The organism is Bradyrhizobium oligotrophicum S58 (assembly GCF_000344805.1).
GTDB lineage: Bacteria > Pseudomonadota > Alphaproteobacteria > Rhizobiales > Xanthobacteraceae > Bradyrhizobium > Bradyrhizobium oligotrophicum.
Map to the genome: position 1 here is coordinate 4,977,180 of NC_020453.1, position 21,932 is coordinate 4,999,111.

General features: G+C 63.3%; 21 protein-coding genes and 3 pseudogenes. 13 read left to right on the plus strand and 11 right to left on the minus strand.

Annotated features, from left to right (window positions below):
• Nucleotides 1-58: 58 nt before the first annotated feature.
• Nucleotides 59-835: a helix-turn-helix transcriptional regulator gene (locus S58_RS21410; protein WP_015667466.1), complete on the minus strand. Its 777-nt coding sequence runs from the start codon at nucleotides 833-835 to the stop codon at nucleotides 59-61.
• Between the two features lie 702 nt (nucleotides 836-1,537).
• Here S58_RS21410 and S58_RS21415 point away from each other — a divergent pair.
• On the plus strand, nucleotides 1,538-2,260 hold the full coding sequence (locus S58_RS21415; RefSeq protein WP_042340846.1) for an acyl-homoserine-lactone synthase: 723 nt from the start codon (nucleotides 1,538-1,540) through the stop codon (nucleotides 2,258-2,260).
• Here the strand turns inward: S58_RS21415 and S58_RS39475 are convergent.
• The 6 genes and pseudogenes from S58_RS39475 to S58_RS21430 all read right to left on the minus strand — a co-directional run bounded on the left by S58_RS39475 (nucleotide 2,195) and on the right by S58_RS21430 (nucleotide 6,899).
• A complete protein-coding gene (locus tag S58_RS39475; protein ID WP_407637885.1) occupies nucleotides 2,195-2,497 on the minus strand; it encodes a DUF2274 domain-containing protein in 303 nt (100 codons plus the stop codon). The genes S58_RS21415 and S58_RS39475 overlap by 66 nt on opposite strands.
• A 45-nt stretch (nucleotides 2,498-2,542) precedes the next feature.
• Nucleotides 2,543-3,718 (minus strand): YcaO-like family protein, encoded by a 1,176-nt coding sequence (locus S58_RS21420; protein WP_160167605.1) that lies wholly within the window; start codon nucleotides 3,716-3,718, stop codon nucleotides 2,543-2,545.
• Nucleotides 3,719-3,999: 281 nt separating this feature from the next.
• Nucleotides 4,000-4,173 carry a hypothetical protein gene (locus S58_RS38185; protein WP_160167606.1) on the minus strand — a complete coding sequence of 58 codons (174 nt, stop codon included), beginning with the start codon at nucleotides 4,171-4,173 and terminating at the stop codon, nucleotides 4,000-4,002.
• A 143-nt stretch (nucleotides 4,174-4,316) separates the two neighbouring features.
• Nucleotides 4,317-4,598: pseudogene (locus S58_RS39370) on the minus strand (nickel-dependent hydrogenase large subunit); the annotation flags it as partial.
• Between the two features lie 157 nt (nucleotides 4,599-4,755).
• Entirely contained in the window at nucleotides 4,756-4,953 is a 198-nt protein-coding gene (locus S58_RS21425) for a hypothetical protein (RefSeq protein ID WP_015667469.1), read from the minus strand.
• A gap of 68 nt (nucleotides 4,954-5,021) precedes the next feature.
• Nucleotides 5,022-6,899, minus strand: coding sequence for a nickel-dependent hydrogenase large subunit (locus tag S58_RS21430; protein WP_015667470.1), 1,878 nt, complete (start codon nucleotides 6,897-6,899; stop codon nucleotides 5,022-5,024).
• Between the two features lie 301 nt (nucleotides 6,900-7,200).
• Here S58_RS21430 and hypF point away from each other — a divergent pair, with 301 nt between their 5' ends.
• The 12 genes and pseudogenes from hypF to S58_RS39095 all read left to right on the plus strand — a co-directional run.
• Nucleotides 7,201-9,618, plus strand: coding sequence for a carbamoyltransferase HypF (gene hypF, locus S58_RS21435; RefSeq protein ID WP_015667471.1), 2,418 nt, complete (start codon nucleotides 7,201-7,203; stop codon nucleotides 9,616-9,618).
• 25 nt (nucleotides 9,619-9,643) lie between these two features.
• Nucleotides 9,644-9,919: a HypC/HybG/HupF family hydrogenase formation chaperone gene (locus S58_RS21440; RefSeq protein WP_015667472.1), complete on the plus strand. Its 276-nt coding sequence runs from the start codon at nucleotides 9,644-9,646 to the stop codon at nucleotides 9,917-9,919.
• Between the two features lie 13 nt (nucleotides 9,920-9,932).
• Nucleotides 9,933-10,625, plus strand: a complete 693-nt coding sequence (locus tag S58_RS21445; RefSeq protein ID WP_015667473.1) for a D-sedoheptulose-7-phosphate isomerase — start codon at nucleotides 9,933-9,935, stop codon at nucleotides 10,623-10,625.
• Between the two features lie 15 nt (nucleotides 10,626-10,640).
• Nucleotides 10,641-11,816, plus strand: a complete 1,176-nt coding sequence (hypD, locus tag S58_RS21450; RefSeq protein WP_042340848.1) for a hydrogenase formation protein HypD — start codon at nucleotides 10,641-10,643, stop codon at nucleotides 11,814-11,816.
• The gene (hypE, locus tag S58_RS21455) at nucleotides 11,813-12,895 is read left to right on the plus strand and encodes a hydrogenase expression/formation protein HypE (RefSeq protein WP_015667475.1); all 1,083 of its coding nucleotides are present in this window, start codon (nucleotides 11,813-11,815) and stop codon (nucleotides 12,893-12,895) included. Before hypD ends, hypE begins: the two co-directional genes overlap by 4 nt.
• A 55-nt stretch (nucleotides 12,896-12,950) precedes the next feature.
• Entirely contained in the window at nucleotides 12,951-13,601 is a 651-nt protein-coding gene (locus tag S58_RS21460; protein WP_015667476.1) for a hypothetical protein, read from the plus strand.
• A 27-nt stretch (nucleotides 13,602-13,628) separates the two neighbouring features.
• Complete coding sequence (locus tag S58_RS21465) at nucleotides 13,629-15,617, plus strand: hypothetical protein (protein ID WP_144058368.1); 1,989 nt, start codon at nucleotides 13,629-13,631, stop codon at nucleotides 15,615-15,617.
• A gap of 211 nt (nucleotides 15,618-15,828) precedes the next feature.
• Nucleotides 15,829-16,584 carry a phosphoribosyltransferase family protein gene (locus tag S58_RS21470; protein WP_244440622.1) on the plus strand — a complete coding sequence of 252 codons (756 nt, stop codon included), beginning with the start codon at nucleotides 15,829-15,831 and terminating at the stop codon, nucleotides 16,582-16,584.
• Nucleotides 16,585-16,623: 39 nt separating this feature from the next.
• Complete coding sequence (locus tag S58_RS21475) at nucleotides 16,624-17,427, plus strand: M15 family metallopeptidase (protein ID WP_015667479.1); 804 nt, start codon at nucleotides 16,624-16,626, stop codon at nucleotides 17,425-17,427.
• A gap of 1,059 nt (nucleotides 17,428-18,486) precedes the next feature.
• Entirely contained in the window at nucleotides 18,487-18,837 is a 351-nt protein-coding gene (locus tag S58_RS21480; RefSeq protein WP_015667481.1) for an AraC family ligand binding domain-containing protein, read from the plus strand.
• 97 nt (nucleotides 18,838-18,934) lie between these two features.
• A complete protein-coding gene (locus S58_RS39090; RefSeq protein WP_015667482.1) occupies nucleotides 18,935-19,336 on the plus strand; it encodes an FAD-binding oxidoreductase/lyase in 402 nt (133 codons plus the stop codon).
• A pseudogene (locus S58_RS39095) lies at nucleotides 19,228-19,515 on the plus strand (FAD-dependent oxidoreductase); the annotation flags it as partial. The gene S58_RS39090 and the pseudogene S58_RS39095, both read left to right, overlap by 109 nt.
• A 59-nt stretch (nucleotides 19,516-19,574) precedes the next feature.
• Here the strand turns inward: S58_RS39095 and S58_RS36765 are convergent.
• The 4 genes and pseudogenes from S58_RS36765 to S58_RS21505 all read right to left on the minus strand — a co-directional run.
• Nucleotides 19,575-20,184 (minus strand): annotated as a pseudogene (locus S58_RS36765) (cache domain-containing protein); the annotation flags it as partial.
• A 245-nt stretch (nucleotides 20,185-20,429) separates the two neighbouring features.
• Nucleotides 20,430-20,771, minus strand: a complete 342-nt coding sequence (locus S58_RS21495) for a rhodanese-like domain-containing protein (protein ID WP_015667484.1) — start codon at nucleotides 20,769-20,771, stop codon at nucleotides 20,430-20,432.
• A gap of 48 nt (nucleotides 20,772-20,819) precedes the next feature.
• Nucleotides 20,820-21,377, minus strand: a complete 558-nt coding sequence (locus S58_RS21500; protein ID WP_015667485.1) for a YeeE/YedE thiosulfate transporter family protein — start codon at nucleotides 21,375-21,377, stop codon at nucleotides 20,820-20,822.
• Nucleotides 21,378-21,387: 10 nt separating this feature from the next.
• Complete coding sequence (locus S58_RS21505) at nucleotides 21,388-21,930, minus strand: YeeE/YedE thiosulfate transporter family protein (protein WP_042340068.1); 543 nt, start codon at nucleotides 21,928-21,930, stop codon at nucleotides 21,388-21,390.
• Nucleotides 21,931-21,932: the final 2 nt, after the last annotated feature.

Here is a 21,932-nt window from a genome sequence, read left to right on the forward strand (position 1 = left end):
CGCTGCTCACCCCCGAAAGGGTGGACGCGAATGTCAGGGCGGCAACGGTTGGTCGGCTTCAGACGCAAGGTGTGTCGATCCACGCCGACATGGATGGGCCGGCTAGTCCGGGAATCTCGATCAGACCAAGCCTTATCGCCCTCACGACGGCGACCGTCCGGCTGTTCGTGCCAAGCTTTCTCATCGCCTTCTTGATGTGGAAGTTGATCGTGTTTTCGCTGATCTTGAGGATTATTCCGATGTCCCAGGAGGATTTGCCCTCCGCGGTCCACTTCAGACATTCGCGTTCGCGCTGCGAAAGCTCGATCGCCTTCTTGCCCGCCGCTGGCCGGGCAAGCTCGCCAAAAGCGACATGGAACTGACACGCCATAGCGTGAAGATGCTTGAGATGCCGGACCGGGTCCGCATCCTCGAAGCTGGATGCAAAGGATAGAACGGAGATACGTCCCGACGGGCCAAACAGCGGCACGCTCACCCCGTGCTTGAGACCGGCTTCGCGGCCCTCATGAAGGACCAATCGCTCGCCGTCCTGCAGCTGCCGCCGCTCGAGCAGCTGATCCCACAGGAATGGCCTGCTGTGAAACGCCGTTCTCCTGACGACCGGATCGATCTCGTGATACTTGCGCTCGAAATAGTGCTTCCGCCAATCGAGCGGAAAGTTGAGAGCGATGGCCGGCATCGGATGATCTGGCAGCCGTACCGTCTCTTCGTAGTTCAACGCGCCATAGGCCACCTGACCAAAACCCTCATCGGCTGCAGAACCGACGAGAAGATCGAACAGGTCGGACAACGACTGCGTGCGGTTTGCACAATCTATGAAGCTGAAGAGGTCCATTGCCACCTCACGGCAGACAAAGCTGCGCAGACTTCCGCCCAGATGTGATCGTGAAAGCGAATCCGTCTCAGCGCCCCGAACGCCGACGGTCCGTTCTTGCCCCCTCGTGCGCCTCGACTAAGGCGAGAAGCGGGCACTTGTTCGTCAAAACTTCAACCCAACCTGAGGTAGACTGTACCATGATACGCTCCGTCGTGCAATTGACGATCACATTCGCTTAATCATTCGGAAGCCTTGATGTCATCAGCATTGCCCTCCTCGGGAGTCGGCAGCCGAGACGATCTTGCCAACTCGGTCGACGACATCGCGCAGCAAAGTGCCTGCTGGATAGGCGCTCTCTGGCACTTCTGTCATCATGCGTTTGCTTGCTTGTATGAGCTTCCAGCGGATCATGGGCGCGAGAGACATTCATCCCGGCACGCCGCACCCGCAAGTCAGGCCTCATGGCTCTCCCACGCTGAACCCGTTCGCACCTGCCACAACAGCCTTGCAAAAGCCAAGAACCCCACCACAACACAACTCAGAATTGCGTCTAATTATAGGTGATATTGGGGCGAGGCCTGACTGCTGCCGTCCTCTGAGCAGCCAATGAGACGGCGGCCGCTCGACAGGCCCGCGAGCTACTCGACTGGGTAGCTCCCTCGCTGACGCTGCGCCGATTAGTCTGCACCTTCCTTTCACGCGGCACATTGGAAGATGCTCATGCGTACCCTTTCAATCAGGTGGGAAACCGTCCATCGATATGGCGAGGCGTGGATCTCGCATCATCGGTTGCGGTACCGGATGTTCGTCGAGCGCCAGGGGTGGTCCGTGCCTCATTATCAGGGCCTGGAATATGATGAGTTCGACACGCCGGCAGCTACCTACATTCTGGTCGTCGACGAGCACGATCAGGCCCTGGGAACTGCACGGCTGATTCCGACCACACGCCCCTACATGGTCAAGTCCTTGTGGCCTGACCTGGTTGAAGGCTTGCTGCCGCATTCGGATGCAGTCTGGGAAGCATCGCGCTTCGGCTGCGATCGCGCACTGAGCGCCGGCGGACGGCGCCGAGTGATCGGGCAGCTCATCCAGGCCTGTCAGGAATTCGGTCTCGCCAACGGCATTTCGTCCTATCTGGGGGTCATGCCCTGCTGGATCTTCAAGAATGTCATCGCTGCCCATGGCTGCCCCGTGAGGCCATTGGGAGCGAAGCTGCCGTTGCAGGGGCATGACATTGAGGCCGCCTATATCGGGGTATCATCAGCAATCCTGGAATTGGTTCGCCGGCATACAGGCATTCCGAAGGCGCTGCATGAGGGCCCCGCTCCTGTTGAGCCTGTCCCATCCGCACTGTCCCCGCGCTTGGCAGAGGACGCTCTATCGGAGCCCGCCGAAGGGCTGGCCTGCAGCCCGGACTTGGAAGGACTCGTGGGGGTTGGATGAGCGCGATCCGGAAGAGGCCAGCTCCGAGGTTGAGCGGAGCAAGCCAACGCGATGCGCGACTCCGCGTCTATTTGGCCTTGGGGCTGGTGTCCGCTTCGACTTGGCAAACGCCCGATCAGTCGCCATGAAACGTACCACCATTGCCGAGGCCAGGCGACAATGAGGTCGTTCTCGCCAAACAACTTTCGCTGGTTCTCTGCCCCCGATGCGTTCTGTTCGGTCAGGATTTCGGGCCAGACCAACGTGAGATGCAAGCGCGACTGTTCGAGACCAGGTCCGTCGCTAGGCGATTGCCGCGCTGGCGCAGCTATGGGCCTCGAGTTCCGCCTGCAACCTGGGACCGATACGTCGCGTCGTTTGGGAGAAATGCTCCAGCAGAGGCACGACCAGCCGGACGACGTGGAGCGGCGCATCGGGCGGCGTGTAGATGACCCGATAGATCGGCCGGTCGATGACGCGTCGCAGGCTTGCCGACACCGTGGCCCACTGAGCCGCCAATGAGGCGGCCGCTACGGGGCGCTCCGGAACGTCATCGAACCGGATCGACGGCGTCTGGCTCGACACGCTCGCGATCTGCCGTCGCACGCGATCGGCTTCCGCAACGGGATCGTCGCATCGGTTCGGTTCGCGCAGGCCGTGCAGGACCGCCACGCGGCTTTGCGCGACCTCCGTGACCGCGCGCATCAACGCGATCCCGCGTTCGTCATGGCATCCCCAGCCACCATTGAAAAAGCGACGCTCGGGGTGGGTCGGATCGACCAAGAAGGCGGCAAAGAACGGGATGCAATAGTCATTGGGGACGAAACGGATCACCAGCCGCAACCCGTTGCGGGCGGCGGTCTCGACGATGGCCTGAACGGCTCCGGGCAAGCTTTCACCCGTGACCCGGACCGAGCGTCTGCGGACGAACTCGATCGACCAGATGTCGCGCTCGATCAATTCATAGAGCGCGTGAATGCTCGCTTCCAGCACGCTGTTGCCGGACGCCAATCCATTGCTCGATGCGCCGTAAAGCGGCATGCCGGCATCGGGCGCCGGATTGAACGCCAGCTCAGCCGGGATCCAGCCGTCGGCGCCGCTGTCCGCATCCTCTGCGCGAGCCAGCAACAAGGCCTGATCGGGCTCGGCGCGGCGGCCCAACTTCGGCGCGAACGCGAAGACCGGGTCACAGCCCTCACCAACACCTGAGAGTTCGGATGGCAGTCCCCATCGTGTCTCGATCGGCGCGACCCCCGGCTCCGAGAAATAGGACTCGATCGCCTCCATATAGGCGCCGACCTCGGATTCGATCGGAAGCCCTCCCTTGCCAAAGGCGTAGGCACCGGTTGCAGAGCCTGGCCGTTCGCTGACAAAAATCGGAACGCCAAGGCAATCCATCGCGGTGATATCCCTGACCGTGCGGATCCGGGCCAGTTTCGCCCAAGCCATGGCGTGACGCAGGGTCGTCTCGGGAGGCACGAGGCGGGCGCTCGTATGCAATCTGTTCATGCAAGCCACCCCCGTCCCCCGAATACGCGGCACGCACACCCATCGTCGACCAGCCTGCTTGCGGGTCGGACGATCGCGAGCCCGAGCCCACGACGTCGTTCGGCGCATCAGCTCAATGAGCAAACCAGCACTTCGAGCTCTGCACCGCGCGGAGCCGAAGCAGACCGAGCGCCGCTTGATCCGGCCGCTGATGCCCCCGCGGTCTGGAAAAAGCGTCCCCGGATGCGGGACAAGACGACTGCCTTGCGGCCTTATTTGCCGGGCTCCTTCGGATCACTCGGCGGCCGATCGGGGGCATCGTCGCCATCGTCCGGTTCGTCGTCTCCGGGCGTCGGTTGGGGACAGTGAACGCCGACGGCATCAATGCCGGCAGATAGAAGCTCCAGCAGAAATTCGTTTGCCTTCGTAGACATCGTATTTTGCATCGTCGTCTCCCTCGTAGTAGCCAGAATTGGCCAGGATGCACGATCAGACTTTCCCGCGAAGCGAATGCGCATATCGATTGGCCGGTATTCACCTCGATGGCTGATGTCAGATCGGTGGCATTGAAGATCAGGTGCATCTGACAGGACATGCAGGAATCGAAGCTCTGAACTGCCCGCACGAGATCAATTCCGTGGAAACTGGCCAGACCGCTCCAGTTGGATTCCATGATTGGTGTATTCAGGACGGCCAGTTCACACGGACCCAATTCGCCCCAGGGCCGTCTCGGACCGCCGTTGATGCGCGACGGCGCCGAGACCTGATAGTTGCTGATCGCCGCGCCAGTCAGAACCGCCCGATGCGCCAGAAAACCACGGCCTGCTCCGCCAAACCCAACGCCGAAACGCTTGCCGGTGTGATCCGGCAGCGGATGCGCCCGCGGTCTTCAAAAGAGCGTCCCCGGATGCGAGACTACACGGCTGCCTTGCGGGCGGCCTTCATGCAGGGCAATCCCCCGCCCGACCGGCCGCCCGTTCCCGTCCGGGCCAAAAGGTCCGGCCCCGCTGGCGCGCGCTTCTCCAGGCCTAGCAATTGCCGGCGCGATTGACGCAAGCGGACTTGCTGGGCTCCTTCGGATCACTCGGCGGCTCATCGGGGGCATCGTCGCCATCATCCGGCTCGTCGTCTCCGGGTGGCCGACAGTGAACGCCGACCGCATCAATACCGGCAGACAGGAGCTCCAGCAGCAGCTCGTTTGCCGTCGTAGACATCGTATTTTCCATCCTCGTCTCCTTCATCGTCGCCAGAGTGGGTCAGGATGCACGATCAGACTTTCCCGCGAAGCGAATGCTCATATCAATTGGTCGGTATTCACCTCGATGGCTGACGTCAGATCGGTGCCCTTGAAGATCAGGTGCATCTGACAGGGCATGCAGGGATCGAAGCTCTGAATTGCCCGCACGAGATCAATTCCGTGGAAACTGGCCGGACCGCTCCAGTTGGATTCTATGATCGGTGTATTCAGGACGGCCCGCTCGCACGGGCCCAATTCGCCCCAGGGCCGTCTGGGACCGCCGTTGATGCGCGACGGCACCGAGACCTGATAGTTGCTGATCTCCGCGCCGGTCAGAACCGCCCAATGTGCCAGAAAACCACGGCCTGCTCCGCCGAACCCGACGCCGAAGCGCTTGCCGGTTGCCGGCAGATCGAAGGGAGTCAGCGTCTCGCGCTCACCGCGCAGCAGCAGAGCCCTTGCGCGGCGGTGGTTCTCGAGCGTCACCATCAGGTTGAATGCGACCGCATAGGCGCGGGCACGGTTGCGCTCGAAGGCGTTCCATAGCGGCGGCACCTGCCATTCCAGGCGCTCGCTGGGCAACTCGCCCGCGGGAACGTCCAGCACCACGCTGCGGCCGGTCGACGCCGCAAATTCGTTGGCCGGCATCTTCCGGGCCAGCGCACTGATATAGAGCCGGGCATAGGCACCGACCTCGAAGGTGTTGCGATCCCATACGATAGCCGTGGCCCAGCTATACGGCGGCGCATTGGAATTCTTCGCAGGGTTGCGGTTGATCGCCTTGTTCCACGGGTGATGTTGGCTCACCGGGTTGCCGGCGGGATCCTGTCGGTGCGGGTAACCCTCCCAGGCATCATAGAAGGAGCGGTCGACGAACTCCTCGATGCCGCTGTTGAGCCGCCTCAGATCGGTCGTGACAAGCTTGCCGTCGATCACCGCTCCCGGTGTCGACCATCGCTTCTCGCCCCACCGGTCGCAATTGGCGTAGGTCCCGTCGTAGTAGTCCTCGTGATCCCACTGACCGAAGTCGATCATGCTGGCCGGCCCGCGCCCCAGCTCCCGAAAGGCCGGGTTGCACGAATAGAGGAAGTCGAATACGTCGTCCCAGATCCGCGCACAGCGCTTGGCGTAATCGACAAACGGCTCGAGCTTCTGAACGAACGCATCGAGCTGGTCGGTGCCGAGCGTGAGCGAGACACCGCCCGGACAAATCGACTCGGAATGCGGATATCTTCCGCCGAGCAGGACGTAGGCGGCGCGCGCCGTCCGCATCATATCGAGCGCTTCGACGAAAAGCTTGCCGCAACCGCGGTTCAAGTCCGTCATGATCGCGCCGATGGTCTGGTAGCCGTGAACTGCCGCATGAGCGGTAGACGTGCGTTGCGCTACGGCCCAGATCTCGGGATTCGCAGACTTCACGACATCCTCGGAATAGTCGGGTCCGCACAACACGAAGAGATGCATCGGATTGTCGTTCAGGTACTGGCAACTCAGGAGGAGGTTGCGCGCGATGATGGCGAGCGGCGGCGGCCTGATCCCGAGCGCCATCTCCAGGCACTGCGCGGACGTCGCGGCATGAACGCCACCACAAATCCCCGACGCCGTCGACCCGATCAGGCCGGCATCCTGCAGGCCACGGTTGCGCAGCAGGGATTCGTAGCCGCGATACGCCGTGGCGACCGAGGCGACATCCGATACCTTCCGCTCCGCGAGATCGATGCTGCAATGGAGAACTAGCCCGCCGCCGATCCGCCGGTACGGATCCGAGTTGTCGGACTCCAGCGTCGCGTTCGTCTGCGCGATCTTGGCCATCAACGCCTTGCCCGGCCCGACGCGGCCGGCCAGACAAGCGATCGCTTCCGGACCAACCGGCGATGCGCGCTCCGCAAGGATGTCGTCGGTCTCGCAGGGTATCGGGAGCGTCAGGCTCGTCATTCTCGGCGTCCCCCTTGAAATCGCTGCGTGAATGAGAATCGCCAAGTGAATGCTTGCGAGTGAATGCTTGCGTTCGAAACTTTCGCAGGAGAACGCAGACCAGGCCGACGAAGCTGGATCGCGAACGAGCGCGCCCAACATTTACAACTCTAACGGTAATAATCCTAACATTGCACTGGAACAAACACAACAACCTATGGTATAAACTATGAAGGATCCCGAAGCGACTGTTTCAGGTCGCTAGGTTTGTTGATGCCGGCGTCAGACTCTGCCCGGTGTTCAAACAAGGGGAATTGGGGCTATGGACGCAAGCGCGGCCGGCACTGAAGCATTGAGGCCGCGGCACGGCGTCGAGACGGTTGAGATTCGGGTCCGCGGCACCGTTCAGGGCGTCGGCTTCAGACCCACTGTCTGGCGCCTCGCGAGAGACAATGAACTTGTCGGGCACGTTCTGAACGACAGCTGCGGCGTACTGATCAGGGCGACCGGCGAACAGGCGCGCATTGCCCGCTTCCTAAGTTGCCTGGAAGCGAATCCCCCGCCCCTGTCGCGCATCGAAAGTCTCGATATCCATCGTCTCGATGAGATCCTGACATTCGAAGACTTCTGCATTGCGCGCAGCATCGGCGGCGACACACGGACCAACGTCACTGCCGACGCCGCGACCTGTCCTGCCTGCTGGGCCGAGCTGCTCGACCCTCGCGAGCGACGTCACGGCTACGCGTTCACCAATTGCACCCATTGCGGACCGCGCATGTCGATCGTGACCGCGGTGCCCTATGATCGGGCGCACACGACGATGGCCGCGTTTGAGATGTGCCGGGCGTGCGCGGCGGAGTATCGCGACCCATCGGACCGGCGTTTCCATGCCGAACCGATCGCCTGTCCGGAATGTGGGCCGAAGCTGTGGTTCGAGCCGCTCGGCGGAAACATGCCGGACGACGAGTCGCCTGTCCCAGCGCTCGACGCGGCCGTGCGTTGGATCAGAGACGGCAAGATCCTCGCCATCCGCGGTCTCGGCGGATTTCATCTGGCGTGTGATGCGACCAATGCGGGCGCCGTGGACCGGCTGCGCGCACGCAAGCGGCGGTTCGGCAAGCCGTTTGCCCTGATGGCGCGGGACACCGCCGTCATCCGGCGCTTCGCAGCAATTTCGTCGCGGGAGCTGGAGCTCTTGCAGAGTCCGGGCGCGCCAATCGTTCTGCTGCGCGCCGATGGACCTCGACATCTGCCCGAGAACGTGGCGCCAGGGCTTGCTACGCTGGGCTTCATGCTGGCCTACACGCCACTGCACAAGCTGATCCTGGAAAACTTCGATGGTCCACTGGTCATGACCAGCGGCAATATCTCTGATGAACCCCAGGTCACCGACAATCGAGATGCCCGCGCCAAGCTTGCCGGGATTGCCGATGGCGCCCTGCTCCATGACCGCGACATCGCCAATCGGATCGACGATTCAGTCGTTCGCGTCATGAGCGGACGGGCGAGACTTCTTCGACGCGCCCGCGGCTTCGCGCCGACTCCGATCGCACTCCCGCAAAGCCTTGCGGACGCGCCGGACATCCTGGCCTTCGGCGGCGAGCTGAAGTCCACCTTCTGCTTGATCGGCAACGGCGTGGCCATTCCGTCCCAGCATCAGGGGGATCTGGAGGACGTCGCGACGTTCGACGACTACAACAAGAACCTCGCGCTTTACGGCGAACTCTACAGCCATCGGGCGCGTGTCCTGGCGGTCGACATGCATCCCGAGTATCTGTCGAGCAAGCTGGCCAGGAAGCGCGCGTCGGGTGACGACGCGACCGTGCTGCACGAGATCCAGCATCATCATGCCCATATCGCGAGCGCCCTGGCCGAGAACGGCCGAGAGCTTGCAGCCGCGCCGGTGCTCGGCGTGGTGCTTGATGGCTCGGGGTTCGGCGTCGATGGCACGCTCTGGGGCGGAGAGTTTCTTCGCGCCGATTATTGCGGTTACCAGCGCCTGGCGGCGTTCAAGCCGGTCGCGATGATCGGCGGTGCGCAGGCCATTCGCGAACCCTGGCGCAACACCTACGCGCATCTGGTGGCGGCATTCGGTTGGGAGCAATTCCAGCGCGATTTCGGCGACCTGAACCTCGCGCGCTATCTCGCCGGCAAGCCACGCGCGATCATCGATCGGATGCTGGCCAGTGCCATCAACGTGCCGTTGGCCAGCTCATGCGGCCGGCTGTTCGACGCCGCGGCGGCGGCAGCAGGACTTTGTCCGGAGGTGGCGCTGTTCGAAGGCCAGGCTGCGATGATGTTCGAGGACCTGATTGACGATCGGGCGCGCGCCGCCGCTGAGTCGCTCGGCTTTTATGCGTTCGGTTGCGAGACGCCGCCGGAGACCGGCCACGAAATCCTCGAACCCCGTCCCATGTGGCGCGCCTTGCTCGAAGACCTGCGGTCGGAGACGCCGACACCGGTCATTTCCGCGCGGTTTCATCTCGGCCTGGCGATATCGGTCGCTGACATGGCGGTGCGCCTCGCACGACAATCACGCGCAGAGCCGATCGATACCATCGTGCTCACGGGCGGCTGCTTCCAGAACAAGACACTGTTCGAGGCCTGCGTGGGCCGGATCGAGAGCCAAGGGCTGACGTGTCTCACTCAGTCGCAAGTCCCGATGAATGACGGCGGGCTGGCGCTGGGACAGGCGGCCATCGCGGCAGCCCGCGAGATCACCATGCGAGCCGCCGCCTGAACCTTCGGGAAATGGGAACAACACCATGTGTCTTGGAATTCCGGGCCGGATCATCCGAATTACGGACGCAGCGCGCAAACTCGCAATGGTCGATGTGAGCGGCGTGCAGCGCGAGGTGAATGTCGCCTGCGTCGTCGAGGATGCACGGCCAGTTGAGGACTGCGTCGGTCATTGGGTTCTGGTCCATGTCGGTTTCGCAATGAGCCGGATCGATGAAGACGAGGCCGCCGCGACACTCCGCGTGCTCAACGAACTCGGCGAGGTCCAACAGGAGCTGGCCGCGATGGCCGGCACGGCGTGAAGCAGACCGCATCATGGCAAGCGACGAAAACGATACGCTGAGGTCCCTCTATCCGTTCCTGCACGGCAGGAAGCAGGAGCCGCTTGCGATGAACGCCGCGCTTCTGGAGGCGGTTGGCGAGAAGGTCGGCCGGCATCGCGACGTGATTGGCACGTTCTTCGCGAAGAACGCCCAGGCGGTCATCGACGCCGCAGGCGCGATTGCGGCCATGTATCAGCGTGGCGGCAGGCTCTTTTCGATGGGCAACGGCGGATCGAGTTGTGACGCGTCGCATGTTGCCGTGGAGTTCCAGCATCCCGTAACGGCGGGCCGCCCGGCTCTAACGGCCATCGATCTGAGCGCCGATCGTACCATGTTGACCGCAGTCGGAAACGACGTTGGCTTCGAGCACATCTTTGTCCGCCAGATCATCGCTCAAGGCAGGTCCGGCGACGCGCTGATCGGTCTGTCGACCAGCGGCAATTCGAAGAACCTGGTGAAGGCCTTCATCAAGGCCAAGGAGATGGGGCTGACAACGATCGGGCTCGCCGGAATGAGCGGCGGCGCAATGGCCACGATCGGGCTGGACCACTGCCTGATCGTAGAGGCGGACAGCATTCATCGCATCCAGGAATGCCACGTGACGATCTATCACATCCTCTGGGATCTGGTGCACTCGCTGCTGGCTGATGACCGCGGCTCGCTGTCGGTGGCGGCGCGCGAATGAATGAAGGGGTTTGGCGTGAGATATGTCGACGAATTCCGGGATCCGGAAAAGGCGCGAAACCTGCTGAAGGAAATCACCGGCCTTTCCGCGAGGCTGCAGAGCGGCAAGGCGCGCCCATTGCAGATCATGGAAGTGTGCGGCGGACACACGCACGCGATCTTCCGCTACGGCATCGAGACCATGCTGCCCGACGAGATCGAACTCGTGCACGGCCCGGGCTGCCCGGTCTGCGTGCTGCCTATGGGGCGGGTCGATGATTGCGTGACCTTGACGGAAATCCCCGGCCTCATCTTCACGACCTTCGGCGATGCCATGCGCGTTCCCGGGTCGAAGAAGAGTCTCCTGCAGGCCAGGAGCGAGGGCGCCGATGTGCGCATGGTCTATTCGCCGCTCGATTCCCTGCGCATCGCGCAGGAGAACCCGGACAGGGAGGTCGTGTTCTTCGCGCTGGGATTCGAAACGACCATGCCGAGCACGGCCATGACGGTGCTGCGAGCCGAAGCCGAGGGCATTACGAACTTCTCTCTGTTCTGCAATCACATCACCATCATTCCGACAGTCAAGGCGATCCTCGATTCCCCTGAACTCGAACTCGACGGGTTTCTCGGGCCGGGCCATGTCAGCATGGTGATCGGCAATGCGCCTTACGACTTCATCGCCGGACAATATCGCAAGCCGATCGTCGTCGCCGGCTTCGAGCCGCTCGATATCCTGCACGCCCTCTGGATGGTCCTGAAACAGCTCGATGAAGGACGATCCGAAGTCGAAAACCAGTACGCCCGCGTCGTCCCCAAGGACGGCAACCCCGTCGCGCTCGATGCCATCGGCAAGGTGTTCGAGCTGCGCGAGTTCTTCGAATGGCGGGGTCTCGGCTCCATCGATCACTCCGGCGTGCGGATGCGCAGACCCTATGAGAAATATGACGCCGAGACCAAGTTCGCCATCCGCTCCACCAGGATCGCCGATCCGAAATCCTGCCAGTGCGGCGAAGTCCTCAAGGGCGTGATCAAGCCCTGGGAATGCAAGGTGTTCGGCACGGCCTGTACGCCGGAAACACCGCTGGGCGCCCTGATGGTGTCGTCCGAAGGCGCCTGCGCCGCGTACTACCAGTTTGGCGATGTCGAAAAAATCCATGCCAGGCGTGCCGAAGTCAAGGCCGTCGAACCCATGATGGCGAGGACAAGGTCATGACGGTCGTCCAACTCACGCCCGCCTCGTCCGCGCCCCGTCGTCAACTGGGCCGCATTCACGTCCCCAATGTCACGATGGCCCATGGCGGCGGCGGCAAGGCGATGCGAGACCTCATTGACGACGTTTTCGTCGCCGCATTCGACAACCCGGCACTTTCGACGATGGAAGACCAGGCGCGCTTCCGCCTCGCCGAACTGACAGCACATGGCGACCGTCTGGCGATGACGACGGACTCCTATGTGATCCATCCCATACGTTTCCCGGGCGGAGATATCGGCAAGCTGGCGGTCTGCGGCACGATCAATGATCTGGCGGTCGGGGGTGCCAGGCCGCTCTATCTCAGCTGCGCGGTCATCATCGAGGAAGGGCTGGACGTCGATACACTGCGAGAGATCGCCGGCTCGATGGCCCGTACCGCGGCCGCGGCCGGCGTCTCGATCGTCACGGGAGACACCAAGGTCGTCGACAGGGGCGCCTGCGACAAGCTGTTCATCAACACGACGGGAATCGGCGTCATTCGCGAAGGCATCGAGCTTGGCGTCGGCCGCGTCCGTCCGGACGACGTCATCATGGTGAACGGCCTGTTAGGCGATCATGGCGCAGCCATCCTGAACGCGCGCGGCGACATGGCGCTATCGACCCCGCTTGAGAGTGATTGTGCCGCCTTGCACGGATTGATCGGCACCTTGCTGGCCGCAGCTCCCGGCACGCGGTTTCTGCGCGACGCGACGCGCGGCGGCATCGCGACGGTGCTCAACGAAATCGCCGAAGCGTCGCAGGTCGGCATCCTCATTCACGAAGAGCGCACGCCGTTGCGCGACGAAGTCCGGGGGTTCTGCGAGATCCTGGGGCTTGATCCGCTCTACCTCGCCAATGAGGGCAAGATCGTGTGCGCGGTGCCGCCGGATCAGGCCGAAGCGGCGCTCGCCGCCATGCGCAACCATCCGCTCGGCCGCGACAGCGCCATCATCGGCCATGCCACGGACGGGCGGCCCGGACGTGTGGTCATGCACACCGTGTTTGGTGGGCGCCGCATCGTCGACATGCTGGTTGGCGAGCAGCTGCCGAGGATTTGCTAGAGCCGGCGCAAGACGGCGCAGCACCAGGACTGGAACGATAGAGAGAGGCTCTCTTATGCCGAGCACTGACGCCGCTGCCATCACGCCCGTCGATGCGACGATGGTCCGTATCATGGACCGCGGAGAGATCCGGGAAATCGATTACGACGGCGCCATGACCAGGCATGTCGGTTCATTGTGGTGGGGCACGGCGGTCGGCTACCGCGCCATGCAAGCCGCGGCCGAAGCCTTGTCGATAGATGGGCTGTGGAGCCGCGACAATCTCTACGTCGTCGGTGCTCACCCCGGGCCGGGCGTACGCGACGCGATCGACCATGTCACCGGTGTCGTCGGGCGCGACCGCTACAGGGTGGTTCTCGAAGCCGACTGCGGCATGAAGTGCAACAGCTCGATGAAGTTCGAATGGTGGGTCAGCGATGGCCGCAGGACGGCGTCCGTCAAGCTCCGCAAGGATTTCGTGCCGCGGGCGTTCTACGAGCTTTCCGACCGGCTTGGAACCGCCGCCGAGACCAAACAGGACAAGCGGCAGTTCGAAATTTTCAAGGTCACGCTCTCGACCCGCATCTGGGCCGCGCCGCTTGCCCGCAACTTCAACGTCGAAGTGGTCGATCGGCCGCTGGCACCCGGCGAACTGCCTGCTGAGGTGCTGCGCGACGACTATTGGAGCGATCTCGAGACCCGACATCCCGAAGGCGTCAGCGTCTAGATTCGACAGCTCACAGAGGAGCAAATGATGGCGAGCGATATGAAATGCGGTAGTCCGGTCATTGCGCCGCTGCGGGCAGCGGCCGGTCTCGGCGCGGTCGTCGCCCTGGCGGCGCTCTGTTGCGACGGCACGGCCTGCTACGCCCAGGCGGAGACGGCGATCAGGTTTCCTACGCTGAGTTCGCAATTGCCGGCGGATATTCCGGGCGGTGCGGGCAACGCGACCATTACCGACGCTGCGGTGTTCGCATGGCAGGAGTTCATCGCGCTCAATTGGCCGGCGGCGAAGCAGACCGGCGTAGCAGGATCCCAGACCCGCGGCGTGCCGGACAACAGCAAGAGGTTCGGTGACGACAGCAGCGGTGCCAACCAGGCGAACCAGCCCGTCGTCTGGGAAACCTACCGTTCCAAGGTCGAGACCTTCCCGGGCGTCGGCGACCCACCGGGCTATGTCAACGATCCGACGAAGGACTACGGCTTCGATGTCGGACCGGCCTATGTCTATGGGACCCGGTCGACAACGTCCCCTCCGAATGGTCCGCCGCTGCAGAACAATCCCGGCGGGTCTCCGCTGAATGTGCCTCCCTGCCAGAACCCGGCGCAGAGCGCGGTGGCAACGCCGGCCTACGTCAATCTGGACGAGATCACCCAGATCGGCCTGGACTCGATGCTCGCGGGCGTATTGCCGTCCTCGATCAAAAAGCCGACGGCCCAGAACGCCAACGCCCAGCCGCAACTGATCCGGTTCCTGGCCAAGGGCAACCGGACTTTCTACGACTACGTGGCGGCCAACACGTTCTGGTACCAGGGAGCGGCGTTCGTGACGGCGAAATCGAATTTCAACACCGCCGCCGTGAACAATCAATATCCGCCGCCGCAACCCACCATCGCGTTGCCGGCCGGCACCGTTCTGGTGAAGGCGGCGTGGCGACAGCTGGCGCCGAGCGAGAACGCCTCCAGCTTCCACACGAAGACCGTCCGCTTCTACGACGAAGGCGCGGGGACCCAGACCGCCTGCTATCGCGAGCAGACCTGGGCCCTGATCGCGCTTCACATCATCCAGAAGACGCCGACTGCACCCAACTTCATCTTCGCTACGTTCGAATATACCAGCAACATCCTGAACCAGAACGGAACTCCGGTCGAGAACAACAACGGCGCGGAGGTCAAGGCGCCGCCGGGCGACGCCATGAATCCGCGGCTTAACTACTTCGACGTCAACAACAAGTACTACAGCCCGGATCAACCCAAGGGCGTTCCGGCGCAGCCCCCGGCGCCGACGCCACCATCCGGTGCAACGCTGCCGCTGGTCCAGGTGACCGGGGCCTATTGCAAGCCGGAGAGCAGCTTGTACTTCCAGGACCTCGACCTCAATGGCGACCCCGTTCCGCCGGCCAATAGCGGCGTTTGCGTGAAAAAGCGCTACTTCGCGATTCCACCGCAAATCCAGCAGGTCAATGCAGCGGCACACGCTGCGCTCTCGAGCTACGGCGCTCCGCCGATATGGCAGAACTACAAACTGGTCAATGTCCAGTGGCAGCCATTCGACATCAGCGACATCGACACCAGCGGCAAGAATTCGAGCCGGCTCTCGTCGACCTTCAGCCTCGCCAACAGCGTCGTGGAGACGGACAACACGCTCCAGCAGTTCTTCGGTGGCCTGTTCTATTATCCGAATGCGAATAACGGCCTGTTCTTCAAATCGGCGTTCGAGATCGATCCGAACACCAGCAAGTCGACCGGCCCCGCCTTCAACATCTATGGCCCCCCCGGCGGCCAGGTCCCGCCGAACCAGTTCACGCGGACCAATATGGGCGGTTGCATGGGTTGCCATGGCCGGGCCCAGCGCGGCGGCACCGATTTCAGCTTCACACTGAGCGGCGGCCCCGTGGCGCAGCCCGAATTTGCGGTACCCACCACCGCGGTCCAGGCGACCGCCCCTGCCGCGCGGGGCTTCCCGGTCGGCTTCGACAAGAGCCGTCTGGAAAAGCTGCACGCAGCTCTTGCCGGACGCTGACCGGCCGTCCCTGCGCTCCGCGCCAGCCAGGCGCGGGGCGCACACACGAGCTGTCCTCCTCACGGCCGCAGCCGTCGGGCGAGGCGATGCGCGAGGACAACATGGTGGTCGCGTGATCTCAGCCTTGCACACCATCCGCACTTATCCATTTGACCCGGGTGTCCCACTCCTCTCGCATTACCCGGCCATGAAACTCGGCCACCGAAAAAGCGTGGACCACTTCGCCGGATTGCTCGCACCGATGGCTCACCAGGCCATGCGCGACGCGCCCCGGCACCAGCAGGACTGGGTGCTGACATCGCCACCGCTGCAGGGATTGCCGTGCGGCGCCAATCTGGTCTGCCGCGCGGCTTACGGCATGATCGCCAAAGCCCTGCCGCCCGGCATGACCCTGCGCCTCGACGCGATGCAGATTCAGGGCTCCAGGAAACCAATCGACAGCGAGGCCGACTTCAAGGGCTACAACGACTACAGCAAGCACGACCTGAAGACCCGGCAGCACTTTCACTTGGCGCGCGATCAGCCCGCACGCTACGATCTTTCCAACTTCGCAGGCCGCCGCGTAATCTTCGTGAACGACATCAACGTTACCGGCACGCAGCTCGCCGTGATCACGAAGCTTCTGGATGGCGCCGGTGTCGAGCGCCTCGACGTCTTGCTGATCGTGAATGTCGAGCGCCCGATCGGACGCACGTTTCCCCAGATCGAGAGCGAGATCAACGCTTCGAGCCTCGCCGGTCTCCCGGACTTCATCGCCTTCCTGCGCGATGGCGAATTCGAAGCCACGGGAAAATTGATCTCGCGGCTGCTGTCCCATGATCCGGATGAACTCGCAGCGATCTTCGACGCGCTGCGCCCTTCCGGGCGACGGGTGCTGCATCGCGCGATCCTTCAGGAGGGCCTCTATGGAGGCCGCTTTTTCAAGGAAAGAATGCAGGTGGTCGAGCGGGCCGTTCTCGAAGAATGAACGATCAGACGATCGGCTGGGGTCCGAGGGAGGCTGGCAATGACCGCGTCGATTTTCGATCTTGCGTATGAAGTCCCCATCATCAAGCCGAAGGTCTATGCCGGGAGCTATACGCGCATCCCCTTCGACTCGACTGACCCACGCCGGAACGAGCCTTTGGTCAGGCTGGAAACCGTCGGCGTCGCCTATGAAGCCCATCACGCGCGGACCGACGGCGGCAACTGGCCGTATTTCGGAGCGGTGCCTGGCGCACGCAAGGATGTCTGGCTGCGCAAGACCGTTGCCGGCATGCTGGCCGACGTCAATGACCTGCTCCGGCCCTACCGCGTCGAGCTGATCGTTTGGGATGGATATCGCACGCTCGCCTGCCAGCAAGGCATGTGGGACTTCTTCTATCGCGAAGCAGCTCGAGCGCTGCCCGACGGAACGCCGGCGACCTGGCGCGCGCAGGCGCTCAAGCATGCCGTCGATCCCAGCGATTTCAGGGAAGATGATCCGGAAACCTGGCCGACCCATGCGACTGGCGCTGCCGTCGACCTGGCGCTGCGCGACCTGCAATCCGGAGATTACTGCGAACTGGGCGGCCGTTTCGAGGACATCAACGACGTCGCCGCTACGGATTATTTCGAGCGGAAACTCGCGCGCGGGGAGATCGCTGATGACGACCCCCGACTGAGATATCGGCGCCTGCTCCATTGGGCCATGCTCAGCGCGGGCTTCGAGAACGATCCGTTCACGTTCTGGCACTATGATTGGGGTAGCCAGCTCTATGTAAAGATGACGCATGCGCTGCGAGCCGATCCGGTCAAAGCCGCCTGGTACGGCTATATCGCTCCCCCTTGAGCGTCGCCGCGGTGAACGCCGTATCAGGCGCTCGCACGACATTGTTGGATTTGCGTGGTCTTGGCTCTCCGGTCGGCGCCCAACGTTGACCCCACTCGAGAGTCGGCATGTCTTCTATTCCGAATTGCAGCGGCTTGCCGGCGTCGATGTTGGACGTCGACGCATACTGCCGATAAAATGTCTGCAGCGCGACGGCGACGCCGTCAGACAGGCCGCAGATCACTCTGCCCGGGCCTACTTGATGCGGGACATCGCACGGACGCGTGTCATACGTTTCAGACGGCGGGCATGGCTGAGCCATCTCGCGGCGATCTCCACCCGAGTTGTGGTCCTAAGTGAACCTCTTCTTCAAGAAGAGGCGCAGGGAAGACCGGGTATCGGCTGATACCCGCGGTCCGCGTGCAACAAAAAGCACGCGGCAGAACCACAGGTTCAGCCCAATATCCGGCCTTCCCTGCGCGACGGTTTTGCGGGTTATAGGCGCTCTCCCCGGGGATCGGCTGTCTTGCCCCCGTCGCCAGCGGATCATCATCACCACCGGCTTGGCATCAGCACCGCGATGCCAGGACCACACCATTTCGCCGTCGCATCGCTCCGTTCGTCGGCCCGGCTGTGACACCAGGCTGCAGAGCAACGCGCCCATCGCATCTCCGGCTCGACGCTCGTGACGATCGCGAAACGTCCCTCTTCAGCGAGCCGGGATGCGCGGAAATGTGCAGGTGATTTGCCCGACGGTGCAAGTGATAAGTCCGCGACAAACTGGCACGACGGGCAGTCGCCGCATGACGGCCATGCGGAAAATTGCTCGTCGTGCAATCTGGCCGAGCCCTGTCGGGAAGCAGAGCTGATCAATTGGCCTCGGTCCGTAGCGTCGACAAAGCGCAGCTGCCCACCGATGTCGGTGACCACCAGCGGTAGGGCACGGCGCTTCGCACCTTGCCCGCCTCGCCGAGCAGGGCGGGCGCTCATCATCCTCCCGCGAATTCGAACCAAGACGCTAGAGCGGCGTTGGTGGCAGCCGGACCGAGTGCACATCCGGCGCCAGAACCGGAGGCCGGCATGACTGTCCGCAAATTCGCTTTGACAGACGTTTCCTTCGCGCGCTCGCCCGGACAGGACGGCGACGTGTTCGCGGCCAATGTCATCGACCAGCGACACGGCGCGCCGGTCAGCATCGGCTACGGGCGTTACGCGCCCAACCAGAGCCTCGTCGAGACGATCGCCGTGGACGATGTCATGGTGGTGCTCCAGGGGCAGCTGTCGGTCTCTTCCGACGGCAGCACGGTGACCGCCGGCGCAGGCGAGATCGTACACATGCCGAAGGGCTCCGCCGTCACCATCCGCTCCCATGACGAGGGTGCGGTGACCGCCTACGTCACCTATCCGCATTGGCAGCAGGCGTCGGGCTGACGCCGCCCACCGCAATGGCGGCCAGGCACAGAATGCCTCGGGACGCCTGACGCGCTCGCAATGGATCAAGCGCTGGGGGCTCGACATCGCCAAGCGCATGCACGCCGAGGTCACCGAGGGCCTCGAGGCTTTTGAGGAACTGGTGCGATCGAGCCCTGTCGACGTCGAGCCACAGCGCGGCGGTCACCTCTACATCGCTCACCGCCAGCGCAATCTCGACAAGATCGCAGCGGAATCAAAAGTACTCAACGATGTGTTCGGCTACGCCTCGCACGTGATCTCGCATGAGGAACTGGCGAACGACTTCGTCAACGAGGCCGAGGCCGTCGGCGCGGTGCACCGCTTGGAACAGGCGTGCATCCGGCCAAGCTCGCCTTCGGCTATCTGCAGATGGCGCGCGCGCTCGGCGCGCGGGTCCATCCCGCAAGCCCGGTCCAGCGCATCGAGCAACGCGACGGGAAGTTCGTGCTGCGCACGCCCGGTGGCGCTGTCGGTGTGAACGGCGTCGGCATCGCCACCTGCGCCTATACGTCGCTCGGGCTCACGCCAAACTTGTCCGGCCGCTGCATGCCGATCCTGTCGAACTCGCTGGTCACACGCACGCTCACCGCGGCCGAACTCACCGACACGCGCACCTTGCGCTTCTACTACCGGCTGCTGCCGGATAACCGGATTCAGATTGGCAGCCGCAGCGCCATCACGGGTGCCGACGCCACGCATGACCGCCACCTCCAGCCGGCCAGGCGAAACGCGACATCGACATTGCGGCTGCGCTTGAATTCGTCGAAGAAGCCTTGCCCGAAGGTCAGGCCGAACTCGACCGAACCGAGATGCCTGCCGGCCGAGACGATCGGCACCACGCCGCGGAGCCCGAGGCCGGCGACGCCGCTCTCGAGCCCGACGATCGGCTTGCGCTCGGCGTTGGCCGCCACCACGGTCTTGCGAAAGCCCGACAGATCGTCGCCGAACTTTGCCGACTGGTGCACGCGCAGAAAGGACGTCGCCGGCGGGGTGTGAAACTGAAACTGGTCGACGCCGTAATCGGACTTCATGCTCGCCATGCCCGCGCCGAACAGCCGCATCAAGGCGTCGCGGTCGTTCTGCGCCATGGCATCCTGGACGGCGGGAATCTTGGCGACCACCGCGCTCATGGCTTCCGCACGGGTCGACTCCAGCTGCAAACGCAAATTGAAGGCGTCATATTGGGCGTGGAGCTCGCGCTCGTTGGCGCGGTCGATGATGCCGCCGATGATCCACATGGCGACCACGAGCACGAACAAGGCCGTCGCAGCGGCACCGATCACCAGAGAAGGTGATCCGGGTTCTCAAGCCACCAAACTTCAACATGCAATCCTCGAACGTTGACCGGTGCTCGAGTATTGTAGCGCTGAAACTAATTATTCCTGAATGAGTCAACCAATGTTGCGAACTAACAGCAAGGGTGCGCAGCGAGGCGAGAGGCCGCCGTCGACACTTCCGCTCCCGCTCCGTTCCCTGCCGCAAAATCTTTTAGTTGCACGACGATCACAACTCAACAAGGACAGACACTCGGCGCCCTGACGGAGCCGAGTGTCTGACGGATCGGAGAGGGCCTAGGCGACAGGACCGCCATGCGCGCGCCAGCGGCTCATGCCGCCGGCATAGTGGCGGATGTCCTGCCGTCCTGCCGCCAACGCCCGCCGCAATGCCGTGGCCGAGCGGCCGCCGGCCTGGCAGATCAGAACTACCGGCTTGTCGTGCACAAGACTGTCCGGATCGAAACGCGACAGCGGATGATTGACTGCGCCCGGAATGTGACCGCCCTTGAACTCGTGCGGCTCGCGGACATCGACGATCACACAGCTGCGCTGCTGATGCGCCTTGACCAGCTCGTCGTGCTCGATGGCCGGCACGCTGGTCGATCCCGTCAGCTTGTTGAACAATCCTGCCAGCATTGGATGAACCTTTCGACTGTTGATGAGGACTGGTCGGACGAAAGCCGCCTAGCCCCGCAAGCGCCCCGCCCTCGACTCGGACGCTTCGACCCAGAAGAAGAACGCCCCTGCGCCAATCGCGAGCGCGACGAACCAGACACCATCCGGCACGCCGGTGATATCTGGCAGCCGCACCTTGCCGAGCGCCCAGACATTGAGGATGTGGGCCTTCACCCAGTCGAAGCTCAGCGCATAGAGGATCGCGCCGACGATCATGCCGAACGCGCCGACCGCGGCATGCACGCTGCCGCTGGCGATCGCGCCGAGCGCAGTGCCGGGGCAATAGCCGTAGACGACCATGCCGATGCCGAACAGCGCCGCACCGAGCGCGACGGCCAGCATGTTGGCATCCTTGACGTAGTATTTGGTGTTGCCGGTATCGACCAGCAGCAGCACGCCGATGCCGCCGACGACGATCGCGGTGCCCATCACCTTCAAGACCGTGAAGTCGCGCAGCCGGAACTGGTTCTCGATCACGTTGCAACTCGTGACCTTGCCCTGCTGCAGGAGATAGCCGAACACGGCGCCCATCAACAGCGGGCCGGCGATGCTCGTCAATGACGTCATGGCCCTTCTCCTATGCTTTGCGGAACATGATGCGCGACACCATCAGGCCGGTCGCGAACATCACGGCGAGGAACAGCCAGCTCGACAGCGCCAGTTGCAGACCGCCTGAAATGCCGTGTCCGCTGGTGCAGCCGCCGGCCAGACGCGCGCCATACATGATGACGATGCCGCCGAGAAACGCAGCGACGAAACGCTTGAACACCGACGGACCAAAGCGCTCCCTCCAGACCTCCGGCACCAGCTCGAGGCGCCAGGTGCCGGAGATGACCGCCGAAAGGAATGCGCCGAGCGGAATGCCGACCAGGAACCAGACGCCATAATCCCATTTCAGCGGCATCGATTTCCAATAGCTGTTGGCGGCGACAGCGTCGGATCCGATCACCGGCACGGCGAACAGTGACGCGATACGCGAAAACGCCGTCGTCACACCGAGCGGGTCGCCGAACCCGGCAAAGGCCACCCAGCTGAGGATGCCGATGCCGGCGCCGACCAGATAAGGCGACCAGTCGATGCGACCGGACTTCCTTGCACCTCCGACCGCGACGTCGGTCATGA